11 protein-coding genes are annotated in these 12,260 nt (G+C 44.0%); all 11 read right to left on the bottom strand.

All coding sequences use genetic code 11. The annotated features are described in order from the left end of the window. Positions 1-58: 58 nt before the first annotated feature. A complete protein-coding gene (locus AC25CA_RS06950) occupies positions 59-949 on the bottom strand; it encodes a carbohydrate kinase family protein (protein ID WP_486816332.1) in 891 nt (296 codons plus the stop codon). Further along, the gene (locus AC25CA_RS06945; RefSeq protein ID WP_486816331.1) at positions 915-1,964 is read right to left on the bottom strand and encodes an ADP-ribosylglycohydrolase family protein; all 1,050 of its coding nucleotides are present in this window, start codon (positions 1,962-1,964) and stop codon (positions 915-917) included. The genes AC25CA_RS06950 and AC25CA_RS06945 overlap by 35 nt, the downstream gene beginning before the upstream one ends. A 77-nt stretch (positions 1,965-2,041) precedes the next feature. Then, a complete protein-coding gene (locus AC25CA_RS06940; RefSeq protein ID WP_486816330.1) occupies positions 2,042-2,299 on the bottom strand; it encodes an HPr family phosphocarrier protein in 258 nt (85 codons plus the stop codon). Positions 2,300-2,301: 2 nt separating this feature from the next. Then, entirely contained in the window at positions 2,302-3,186 is an 885-nt protein-coding gene (gene whiA / locus AC25CA_RS06935) for a DNA-binding protein WhiA (protein ID WP_486816329.1), read from the bottom strand. A 3-nt stretch (positions 3,187-3,189) separates the two neighbouring features. Then, complete coding sequence (locus tag AC25CA_RS06930) at positions 3,190-3,606, bottom strand: NUDIX hydrolase (RefSeq protein WP_486816328.1); 417 nt, start codon at positions 3,604-3,606, stop codon at positions 3,190-3,192. 68 nt (positions 3,607-3,674) lie between these two features. Further along, entirely contained in the window at positions 3,675-4,655 is a 981-nt protein-coding gene (locus AC25CA_RS06925; RefSeq protein ID WP_486816327.1) for a gluconeogenesis factor YvcK family protein, read from the bottom strand. Between the two features lies 1 nt (position 4,656). Further along, on the bottom strand, positions 4,657-5,547 hold the full coding sequence (gene rapZ / locus AC25CA_RS06920; RefSeq protein ID WP_486816326.1) for an RNase adapter RapZ: 891 nt from the start codon (positions 5,545-5,547) through the stop codon (positions 4,657-4,659). After that, positions 5,540-6,475, bottom strand: a complete 936-nt coding sequence (gene murB, locus AC25CA_RS06915) for a UDP-N-acetylmuramate dehydrogenase (protein ID WP_486816325.1) — start codon at positions 6,473-6,475, stop codon at positions 5,540-5,542. The genes rapZ and murB overlap by 8 nt, the downstream gene beginning before the upstream one ends. A 195-nt stretch (positions 6,476-6,670) precedes the next feature. Next, positions 6,671-10,207 carry a pyruvate:ferredoxin (flavodoxin) oxidoreductase gene (nifJ, locus tag AC25CA_RS06910; protein WP_486816324.1) on the bottom strand — a complete coding sequence of 1,179 codons (3,537 nt, stop codon included), beginning with the start codon at positions 10,205-10,207 and terminating at the stop codon, positions 6,671-6,673. A gap of 175 nt (positions 10,208-10,382) precedes the next feature. Then, positions 10,383-11,327, bottom strand: coding sequence for an ROK family protein (locus AC25CA_RS06905; RefSeq protein ID WP_486816323.1), 945 nt, complete (start codon positions 11,325-11,327; stop codon positions 10,383-10,385). Between the two features lie 2 nt (positions 11,328-11,329). Next, on the bottom strand, positions 11,330-12,250 hold the full coding sequence (gene hprK / locus AC25CA_RS06900; protein WP_486816322.1) for an HPr(Ser) kinase/phosphatase: 921 nt from the start codon (positions 12,248-12,250) through the stop codon (positions 11,330-11,332). Between the last annotated feature and the right edge of the window lie 10 nt (positions 12,251-12,260).

Here is a 12,260-nt window from a genome sequence, read left to right as displayed (position 1 = left end):
TCTGACTTGAACCTCTACAAGACAGACCACCTTATATAAAAATAGAGCCCAATGGACTCTATCGAAATGCCTTCTTTATCTCTTCAATACATCCCCTAGGCCCAATACACTCCGTAGCCTTAGAACTAAATTGAATCGCGTTTTCCAACGCTTGGCGATCGTCCATTCCCTTTATTTTACCATAAAGAAAGATCGCATTAAACGTATCACCTGCACCCGTTGTATCTGCAACGTCCGCCGGCCTTGCATCCTGCATAATTGTGCCAGCAAGAGTGTGCAATTCCGCACCTTTACCACCCCGAGTAATCAGGACTTTTTTCGTCTTATTGTTTAAGAGACGTTGAATGGTCCGATCGCCGAGTTCAGCTTTCATCTTATTGAAGCCAGACTCACTAAAGGAAAGGAGTGTCGCCTGATCAAAAATAACCTGGTCATTTTCAAACGTGTCATACGCATTGTCTTCTACGTCTAGCATTAAGATATTTTTCTTCACGCGAATCAATGACATCAATTCTGGCAAATTAATTAAATTTCTAAGTTCATGTACCGTTGAATATATGGCATTGGCGTTTTCGATGTAGTTTAATTGCTGCTCATTTAATCGATATCTTTCCTTCTGGCCTTCAACAACAAAAATCGTACTCTCTTTTTTTGTTCGATAAATATGGCAACGATACCCTTGAGTCGTAGGTGATCGGGTAATGGCTGCCGTATCAACCCCGTGGAATTCCAGATCCCTTAAGATTAATTCATCGGAAGTCGTCATTCCAATCTGGTCAATCATAAGAGCGACTTCTCCTGTTGCGGCAAAAATGCAAGCTGAGTTGGCTACCATACCCCCTGCGTAGGATCCCTGATAGTTCACCATCGCCTTATCACCTTCGCGAGGATAGTTGCTACAGTCGTAATATTCGTCAATCGCGTTGCTCCCGATAAATACCGTGTACATACCCTGCTCCTTCTGATTGGAAACCGAGGATCTCTCTTGTCATCCCCTGCAAATCAATTTGATTGTTTTCTTCAATCTGTGCAATGTATTTGTCGCCCCACCCTGAGGCGCCATTGAATCCACCTAAAATCGCACCCACCATGGTCGCAATCGTATCGGTGTCATCACCAATGTTAACGGCATACTGAATACCCGTTTCAACATCCCCCTTAGATAGGCATAAAATTCCAAAGACTGCAGGAACTGATTCCGATACATGAATTCCAGTGCCGATCAGTTCACTGATTGCAAACAAGCCTGCTGTAGGATCACTTTCACGGACCACAATCTCCCGTGCCAATTCCATTCGTTTCCAAACTGATGGACCAGCAATCTGCATACCTCGTTCGATGCCAATCTGAGCACCGCGTTTTGCACCGTAAATCCCCGCATCAAAAATTGAACCCACGGTTGCCTTTTCCGAAATCGCCTCACTGACCGCTGCTGCGATTGCCGCTGCACCCGATAAACAAAGATGGTAGGGATGAGTTACTTCCGCAATGGAAATTGCTGCGTCAACAGCAGAATTCCAGTTTCCCGGTAAAAAAACACCACCAGCAAAGGCCTTCATGGCAGCCCCATTGGTCGCTTTTCCACATCTACCCAAAAGGGAGTTTTCTTTTAATTGGCCTTCTTCAATCAACTCATGAATCGCCGCTCTCGTTGTCGGACCCGCAAAGGTTTCAAAATACTCACTTTTCGCCCAAGCCAAAATCCCCGCTCGTGCAACATGCGGGGTAATTTTTCCACTGGCTGACAAAATGGCTTGAATTATAAAATACGCAGAACTAAAATCATCAGTGATCTGTCCCGCTTTTCGTCCTCCTGCAAAAACATCCGCCGGCGGAGTTTCAAACTCTGTCACCCAGTGACCAAAGGTTTGAATTATCTCATCAGGTGTACGCAACTCAGTCGCTGCACCCATTGCGTCACCAACGGCCGCACCCAATAATACACCCAATATCTTATTATACATAATCGCATCCTCCGTTCACTTCCATTATAAAGGTGAACAGGACTTTTTTAACATTCCGTAAGAAATCGTAAGAATGTTTATTCGATACTCGCTAAGATTACCAATAAAGTCTCCAATGCAAGCTTTTCATCTTCCCCATCTGTGCGGATAACGATTTCCTCACCTTGATCAACACCCAAAGCCATAATACCCATAATGCTCTTAGCATTTACAATATTATTTCCCTTTTCAATCGTAATCTTGCAACGGAAATCACTCGCAGTCTGAACAAATCTAGCCGCTGGACGCGCATGTAATCCGGTTTTTAATTGTACAACAACTCTTTCTTTCAACATTTTTAGTCCTCCTTCTCTTGTAGTTCCTTCGCTATCTGCATTAACTTCTTTAAACGGTGATTAACACCGGACTTTCCAATCGGTGGCTGAAGCATTTCTCCCAATTCGCGCAAACTTGATTCCGGATAAGACATTCGGAGCTCTGCCAATTCTTTCAGGTGATCCGGCAGATCATCCCAAGCGCGATAGCGTTCGATGCTTTCGATGGCCCTTTGTTGATCTACAGATGCATTAATCGTCTTCGAAAGATTTGCTGTTTCACAATTGACCAATCGATTGACATTGTTGCGCATCTCTTTGACCACACGTATATTTTCAAAAGCCATCATGGCGACTGTTGCCCCCACAATGGTTAGAAAATCTGAAATTTGTTCGCCTTCTTTCAAATACACCACAGTATGCTCTTTTCGAGTGATTTCTTTAGGTTTCAATCCAAAATGTCCCATAGCGATTTCTAATCGTTTCCCTTGCGCCGGACATAAAGTAACAATCTCCAAGTGATAGGTTTTCTCCGGATCGCTGATGGATCCAGCTCCCAAAAAAGCACCACGCAAAAAGTCTCGATATTCCCCACTGCGTTCATATGCGGGAGGATGAACCAATTGATCCCGAAGGTTATCAGAATGAAAATCAAATTGATAAATACTGTGTCGCTTTTTATAAACCTGACGCTCCACCTCTAGATCCAAACCCTCTGGTTCCACCATCTTCAATAAAGAATAAAATCGTCTAGCTGTAGCTGCATTCTCGGTAACAAAGGCAAAGTGGCCTTCTTTCCATGCCAGATCTAGAGTCTGGGCAAACCCATAAAGCTCCGTGCGCGCATGAGAATGATGCGGCACTGCCAATCGGCATATCTCGTTTTTAACTTTTACTGAAAATGACATTCTTTACACAACCCTCATCTCTTCGATGGCCATTCGAATGACATCGCGCTCGTCGTCATGCTTGGCAATTTCGACTGCCCGCGCCATGGATATATACTTCGCCTCGACAAAGCCTTCTTCCTTTTGCGGTTTTGACCGCATGTTTGTTACATCCATCAAAAACCAATGCACTTTTTTAACGACCTTTTGCTTGCGGTTAAACCGCGTAGAATTAAAACTGTATTCGATGGATCTCAAATACTTAATGATAGTTCCTCGGGCGCCACCCTCTTCAAAAACTTCACGCAAGGCAGCCTCCTCCATGGATTCCCCAGGTTCAATTCGCCCTTTTGGCAAAACCCAGTCGCCATTGAATTTTTTCAACAACAATATGGAATTATGAAATACGACTACTCCTCCTGCACTCTGCTCTCGTCTCATTGGGGCTCTCCCATCCTTCATTATAGGACTATTATACCATAATTTGTAGAAAGTCTGTATAAAATTCCCTACTGCTTGTGGATAAGCAGCTCTTGAATTTTTTGTGATATGGCATGAGAATCATGACGAATATAGCCCTTGGACACCTCTACAAAAGAAGCAGCAATCGGTTGAATACCCCATTTCTCCAATTGTTCTTTCTCTCCTTTTCCATAGGTGATCAAATGCGCCCCATCTTCTTCATAGCGAGCCAAATCATTTTCAGGTACTTCTCCGGTATGAATCAATGCATAGTCTATCAATCCAATGCCCCCATGATCCCGAATCACCTGTACATGATCCTGAACTGCAAAGCCATCTGTTTCACCAGGCTGTGACATAATATTGGACACATAAATTCTTGGCGCTTTTGCATTGGCAATAGCTTCCCGTAATCCCGGTACCAAAAGATTGGGCAAGATACTGGTATACAAGCTACCCGGCCCCAGGATAATGCAATCAGCCGAAGCAATTGCTTCCACCGATTCTACCGGTGCATCCACTTCTTCAGGCTCCAACCAGAGCCGCTGAATTCTCTCCCCACGTTTCATGGCTTCCAAGGGAATCTGAGACTCGCCGTAGACCTTCACGCCCGAAGAAAGACAAGCTGCCAAGTTCACATCTTTCAAGGTCATGGGATAGACCCGACCACTCACCCTCAATACGGAAGACAACTTTTCAATGGCAAGGCCAAAGTCCCCGTAGATTTCCGTCATGGCAGCAATCAAAAGATTTCCGCAATTCTGCCCCTTCAATCGCCCTTGGGTGAATCGGTGATTCAACATTTTTTCCATAGCAGGTTCCAGTTCCGCCAGAGCCAAAAGACAGGCCCGAACATCTCCCGGAGGCAGCATCCCCAAATCTTCTCGCAAAACGCCGGATCCGCCACCATTATCTGCAACGGTTACAATGGCCGCCACATCATTAAAATAATGCTTCAATCCTGACAAAAGAACGGAGGTCCCCGTCCCTCCGCCAATCACAACAATTTTTCGATTCATTTTTTCCATGCTATTTTCCCGCCTTTGTTTCATCTCGATGAATCAGATTTATCGCATACTCCGTGTTTGCCTCCATCGATTCATAAATCCGGTTGGCAAGGGTCACTGAGCGATGCTTTCCGCCAGTACAACCAATAGCGAGAACCAAGCGCTGTTTGCCCTGCTTTTGATAACGAGGAATCAAAAATTCCAGCATGAGCACGATTTCCTTCAAAAAGATCTGCGCATCTTCAAAATTCATCACATAATCCTGCACGGCTTGATCATTCCCCGTTTGGGTGCGCAGCTCTGGAATATAAAATGGATTCGGCAAGAATCGAACATCAAATACCAGATCAGCTTCCAGTGGAATACCATGCTTGAATCCAAAGGAAATTACATTCAACTTAAACAAGTCACTGGCATTTACACCACTGAGTTCCTCGATAATCCGTTCTCGAAGCTTTCCTAATGTCAAACTGGAGGTGTCAATAACGGTTTGCGCCAATTCGAAAATCTGGCTGAGGGTCTGCCGTTCCTTTTGAATACCTTCCAAAATGCTCCCATCCGGATTCATAGGATGAGGTCGACGATGTTCCTTGTATCGCTTCACCAGTACATCGTCCTGACAATCCAAGTAGAGAATACGATAGCTATGTCCCTCTTCTTCAAATTGCTTCAAAACATCAAATAAGTCTTGAAAATACTGACCGCCTCGGATATCCACCACGGCAGCAACCTTTTTCATACGAAATTCAGAACTCTGATGCAAAATCGCAAATTGCGGCAGCAATTGCGGTGGTACATTGTCCATGCAAAAATAACCCAGATCTTCCAATACATTGGCAGCTTGGGAGCGTCCCGCACCGGACAAACCGGTTACAATGACAAATTCCATGGATTCACGCGTTGGTCTATGCATCGACCTCTCCCTTCTCGTCTCCAAGAATTATGACTTCTCTCTCCAAATGCACACCAAACTGATCAAAGACCGTCTTTTGAATCATGCCGATCAAAGTTTCCACATCCTTGGCACAGCCTTCGCCATCCAAGATCACAAAACCGCAATGTTTAGGTGAGACCCGTGCCCCTCGATATCGAAGGCCACGAAGACCCGCCGCATCGATCAAACGACCGGCGTAATCGCCCTCTGGCCGCTTAAATGTGCTTCCCGCGCTAGGTTTGTCTAATGGCTGTTTGGATGTTCGTTTAAAGTCCAACGCCTTCATGGTCATCAAAATCTCACTGGGATCTTTCTCCACCAACTCCATGGAAATGGACAACACAATATCACCCGCTTGATGAAAACGACTGGTTCGATAACCAAAAGCCAGTTCCTCTCGTGTAAAGGTCATGATCTCGCCTTCTTGATTCAAAATCCGAACCGAGCTGACAACATCTTTCATCTCACCGCCATAGGCGCCAGCATTCATATAAACCGCCCCGCCCAAACTGCCGGGAATTCCGCCCGCAAATTCCAAGCCAGATAGACCCGCCTGTTGCGCACGCTTGGAAACCGTACTCAAAAGAGCCCCTGCTTCCGCAGTAATTTTTGTTCCATCCAAGGTAACCATCTTCATTCCCTGGTGATTAATCTTTACAATGACACCGGGAAATCCCCCATCGCGAATCAAAAGATTGGTTCCATTGCCGATTAAAAGCATCGGCACTTGCGATCTCCGCAAGGTTTTCACAGTGGCAATCAAGGCTGATTCCGTCTCGGGAATCACCAAAAGAGCCGCTGGGCCCCCCAGCCGAAAATTCGTATGTTTTTTCATGGGCTCATTTCTATACACCCGATCTTTTGTATTAATTTCTATTAGTTTTTCAAATAGCTGATTCCAATTCATTTTCTGCTCATCCTTTATTTTTAATCCCTTTAAGTATACTCTATTTTTCGGGCTTTGAAAAACAAATTCAGCCTTGAACATTACTCAAGGCTGACCATCTTCATTCAATAAATTCTTTCATGCTTTGCTTGTCAGACCTTCTGCGCAATCACAAGAAAAAAGGGGAGACGCGAACGTCTCCCCCTTAGCTATTTTCTAGTACTCCATTTCTGCCATTCGCTTGTAGCCTTCGTAGCGTTCGTTCATATCTACTTCAGCTTGTGCGTACAATTCTTCCGCAACTTCTGGGAAGGTCTTCATCAATGATGAATAACGAACTTCTCCTTGAAGGAACTCTTGGAAGCTTGCTGTTGGCTGCTTAGAATCCAAAGTGAAAGGATTTTTGCCTTGTTTCTTCAACTCAGGGTTGAAGCGGTATAGATGCCAGTATCCTGAATCTACAGCCAACTTCATGCGATCTTGTGTTTTGCCCATGCCCACTTTAATACCGTGGTTGATACAAGGTGCATAACAGATGATCAATGAAGGTCCTTTATAAGCTTCCGCTTCAAGCAAGGCTTTCATAAATTGGTTCTTATTAGAGCCCATTGAAGTTTGTGCTACATAAACGTAACCGTAAGTTGCAGCCATCATGCCCAAATCTTTCTTTTTCACTCTCATACCTGCTGCTGCAAATTTCGCTACAGCTGCAGTTGGAGTGGCTTTAGAAGCTTGGCCACCTGTGTTTGAATATACTTCCGTATCAAATACGATTACATTCACATCATCGCCAGAAGCAAGAACGTGATCCAATCCACCGTATCCAATATCGTAAGACCAACCGTCTCCACCAACAATCCATTGTGAACGTTTCACCAAGAAATCTTTCTTCTCTGCTACTTTTGCCCACGCTGCATTGGCTTCTTCGCTACCTAGGTCTTTGCCAAGAAGATCTTTGACTTTCGCTGCTGCAATTTTGGACGCTTGTCCATCTTGAGCATTTTCCAACCATTCTTCGCAAACCGCTTTCACGTCTGCAGGAATTTCCATGTTCGTCAATGCATCCATTTGGATGGCAACTGCTTCACGGATCTTCTCAGTCGCTAAAGCCATTCCGTATCCATACTCAGCATTGTCCTCGAATAAGGAGTTCGCCCATGCAGGACCTTGACCTTGTGCATTAGTTGTATATGGTGTAGTAGGAGCAGAACCACCCCAGATTGAAGAACAACCAGTTGCATTCGCAATCATCATACGATCACCAAACAACTGTGTAACAGCCTTCATATAAGGTGTTTCGCCACAACCCGCACATGCACCGGAGAATTCGAACAATGGTTTCACGAATTGAGATCCTTTAACAGTGTTTGGAGTCATAACTTTTTTGTCTTCTACTTGACCAATCATATAATCCCAGTTAGGAACTTCTGTGTCAACTTGTGTAGCAAGAGCTTTCATTTCAAGTGCTTGTACTGGACAGATATCCGCACAGTTTCCGCAACCTGTACAATCCAAAGTGGAAACTTGAATCTTGTATGAAAGACCTTCCAATCCTTTGCCTTTTGCATCTTTTACAACTGCTTTAGCAGCTTCAGGTGCATTTGCAAGCTCTTCTTCGTTCAATAGGAACGGACGAATTACTGCATGTGGACAAACGAAAGAACATTGATTACATTGGATACATTTGTCTGCAATCCATTCAGGTACGTTTACCGCGATACCACGTTTTTCGTACGCTGCTGAACCGTTGTCGAAAGTACCATCTTCACGACCTTCGAACGCGCTAACTGGCAGGCTATCACCTTTTTGTGCGTTGATTGGACGTAAAATGTTTTCGATAAATGCAGGTGCTGCAATGTTTTCCAAAGTTGTTTGCTCATCTGTTGCTGTCTTCCACGCTTCAGGAACCGCAATTTCTACCACTGCATCTGCACCGGCGTCAATCGCATTATGGTTCATTTCAACGATCTTATGACCTTTTTTACCATAAGACTTCACAACTGCATCTTTCATGTATTGCTTGGCTTCCTCGAATGGAATTACATTAGCAAGGTTGAAGAATGCTGATTGAAGAATGGTGTTTGTACGATTTCCAAGTCCCATTTCTTGCGCTTTGTCAGTCGCATTCAATGTGTAGAACTTGATTTCGTTATTGGCAATATATCGCTTCATTGATGCAGGTAGTTTAGTTTCCAAATCTTTCACAGTCCAAACTGTGTTCAATAGGAATTTTCCACCTTTTTTCAAACCGTCAAGTAGATCATATTGGTTAACATATGCTTCTTTTGAGCAAGAAACAAAGTCAGCTTCGCTGATCAAGTAAGTTGAACGGATTGGGCTGTTACCGAAACGAAGGTGTGATACGGTTACGCCGCCGGACTTCTTAGAATCATAAGAGAAGTAACCTTGCGCGTACATATCAGTGTGGTCACCGATGATTTTGATGGAGTTTTTGTTCGCTCCAACTGTACCGTCAGATCCCAAGCCCCAGAACTTACAACGAATTGTTCCTTCTGGTTCTGTTACGATTGTTTCGCCAACTTCCAATGAAGTATGAGTTACGTCGTCGTTGATACCCAATGTAAATTGGTTCTTCGGCGCGTCCAATTTCAAGTTGTCGAATACAGCCTTCACTTGTGAAGGTGTTGTATCCTTAGAACCCAAGCCATAACGTCCGCCAACAATCACTGGTCGTGTTTCTTGCGCGTAGTATACAGATTGAATATCCAAGTAAAGTGGTTCACCCAATGAACCTGGTTCTTTGGTTCGATCCAATACCGCGATTTTCGTAGCAGTCTTAGGCATTGCAGCCAAGAATGCTTCTGCCGCGAATGGTCGGTACAAACGTACTTTCAACAAACCAACTTTTTCACCTTTAGCCATTAAGTAATCTACTGTTTCTTCTGCAGTTTCTGTTACAGAACCCATCGCAACGATTACGCGCTCAGCGTCTTCCGCTCCGTAGTAGTTAAACAGGCTGTAAGAACGGCCAGTAACTTTTGAGATCTCGTCCATGTATTTCTGAACAGCAGCAGGAACCACATCATAAAACTTGTTTGCAGATTCTTTTGCTTGGAAGAAGATGTCAGGGTTTTGCGCCGTACCACGTGTTACCGGATGCTCCGGATTCAATGCGTTGTTACGGAACGTGTTAACCGCTTCAAAATCAGTCAAACGTACAAATTCTTTGTAATCCATCACTTCGATTTTAGAAATCTCATGAGAGGTTCTAAATCCGTCGAAGAAATGAACAAATGGAATACGAGTTTCAATGGCCGCTAAGTGAGCGATACCACCCATATCCATAACCTCTTGTACAGAACCTGATGCAAGCATCGCGAAACCAGTTTGGCGCGCTGCCATTACATCTGAATGATCGCCAAAGATTGACAATGCATGTCCTGCAACCGCACGAGCTGATACGTGGAATACGCCTGGCAACAATTCGCCAGAAATTTTGTACATGTTTGGAATCATCAACAACAAACCTTGAGACGCTGTAAATGTAGTCGTCAAGGCACCTGCTGCCAAAGAACCGTGAACCGCACCTGAAGCACCACCCTCAGATTGCAATTCTGCAACTTTTACTGTTTGACCGAAAATGTTTTTTAGACCGTTTGCAGCCCATAGATCAACATATTCTGCCATTGGAGATGATGGAGTGATCGGAAAAATTGCCGCTACATCAGTAAACGCGTACGCTACGTGAGCTGCTGCGGTATTTCCGTCCATCGTTTTAAAAACCTTAGCCATAAACAAAAGACCCCCTCATAAAATCGGTATCCTTTTAGGATACATATATTAACACAGTACCATTATAGTTTCTGGATTTGATCCCGTCAAATAATTACAAAATATTGTTTTCGTTCCATTTTATTTGCAGAGTGATAACGATTTTCACAATTGACAATTTTTTCACATTTTGAAACTATTTGTAATTTGCCAACATAGCTGCTCCAATAATTCCGGCATCATTTGAGAGTTGGGCAATTTCCAGTTTCGTTTGCTTTCCTTCTTTAAACACTAAGCGTTTCCGCATCTCCGGCTCCACTAGCTTCAAAAGAAAATCTCCGGCTTTCGACACACCGCCACCCAAGGCAATCACCTCGGGGTCCAACATATTGACCACATTAGCAAGACCTATCCCTAAATATTTAGCGAGGCGTTTAACCGCAGCATCCGCTGCCGGATCTCCTACCTTGGCCCCGTCAAAAATTTCCTTCGCCGTAACCGACTTGGCACCATCTGAATCTGTGCAAAGTGCAGTTGCTTCTCCAGCTTGGATTCGACGTTGAAAATCCTTCATTAAAGCTGTTGCAGATGCAAAGGTCTCAAGGCAGCCGTTGTTACCGCAATTGCAATCATAGAAGTTTTCTCCGACAATCATATGTCCAATCTCAGAACCCTTATTATGGGTTCCACTTGTCACCTTGCCGTTAATTATAATTCCACCACCAACCCCGGTTCCCAGGGTTAAAAAGACTGAATTTTCCGCACCCCTTGTACAACCCTTGGCGCTTTCCGCAATCCCTGCCACGGTGGCATCGTTATCCATAAAGGTTGGCAATCCGTAGCGTACTTTCACGTGACTACCTAATGGAACATTGTTCCAACCGAGATTTGTACAATAGACAACCTGATTGGATTCCACATCCGCAAGACCTGGCACACCAACACCAATAGACTCGACCAACCAGTTTTTCGCCTTTGCTTCAGCCAATAGCGCATCGATCAGAATAAAAAGTTTTTCTTCCATAGCTGCATATCCCTTCAGATCTGCCGTGGATTCCACATGGGTATAAAGAATTTCCCCCTCTGGGTTAACAATTCCTCCTTTAAAACTCATTCCACCTACGTCTATGCCAATCCTCACAATTATTTTCCTCCTGTCGTTTGCTTCAAAATTCGATTGTTTAATTCCTGCGCTGCATTATATCCCATGGATTTCTGCCGCTGATTTTTAGCTGCAGTCTCAATAATCATCGCCAAGTTTCGACCCGGACGAACCGGCAATGTTAATTCCGGTACCTCTTTGCCCAATATCGAAGTAAAGTGATCGTCCATGCCAATGCGATCATAAGCTTTGTTATCATCCCAAAGTTCTAATTTCATAACAAGCTCAATCGTCTTGGAATTTCGAATTGCCCCAACCCCATAGAGTTCCTTTACATTGATAATGCCAATTCCCCGAACTTCCAAAAAGTATCGGATCAATTCTGGTGCGTTTCCCAAAAGATTTCCATCAATTAACTTAATTTTTACCGCATCATCAGCAACAAGACGATGCCCTCTCTTGATCAATTCCAAGGCAGTCTCACTCTTTCCGACACCACTTTCTCCTTGAATCAAAATTCCCACACCGTCAACATCCACCAAAACACCGTGAAGTGTTAATTGTGGGGCTAAAAGACGATCTAAATAATTAACGGTTTTCGTGATAAATCGTGAGGTTGCTAGTCGACTTCGAAATACATTGCGATCATACTGCTTGGCGTATTTCAAAATATATGGATTAATCTCCTGATCCCGACAAATAATCAATGCAGGGATATCTTCCTTTAACATACGATGTAAACGTTCCTCACGCAAATCATCTGGTAACTCTTCCAAATAAGACCACTCTACAAATCCAATGACCTGTAGACGATGAGAGGAATAAAAATCAAAGTACCCTGCCAATTGAAGTCCTGGACGGTTTATGTCCGCTTCCATTAAAAAAATCGTAGGGTCCGCCGCTTTATGAATCACTTCCAAGCCCAGTTCCTCGATTAATTCTTCTATCTTAATTTCTGCCATGTCTTCACCT

It is taken from the genome of Gottschalkiaceae bacterium SANA (assembly GCA_036323355.1).
Lineage (GTDB): Bacteria > Bacillota > Clostridia > Tissierellales > GPF-1 > GPF-1.
This window is presented reverse-complemented; position numbering and strand designations above follow the sequence as displayed.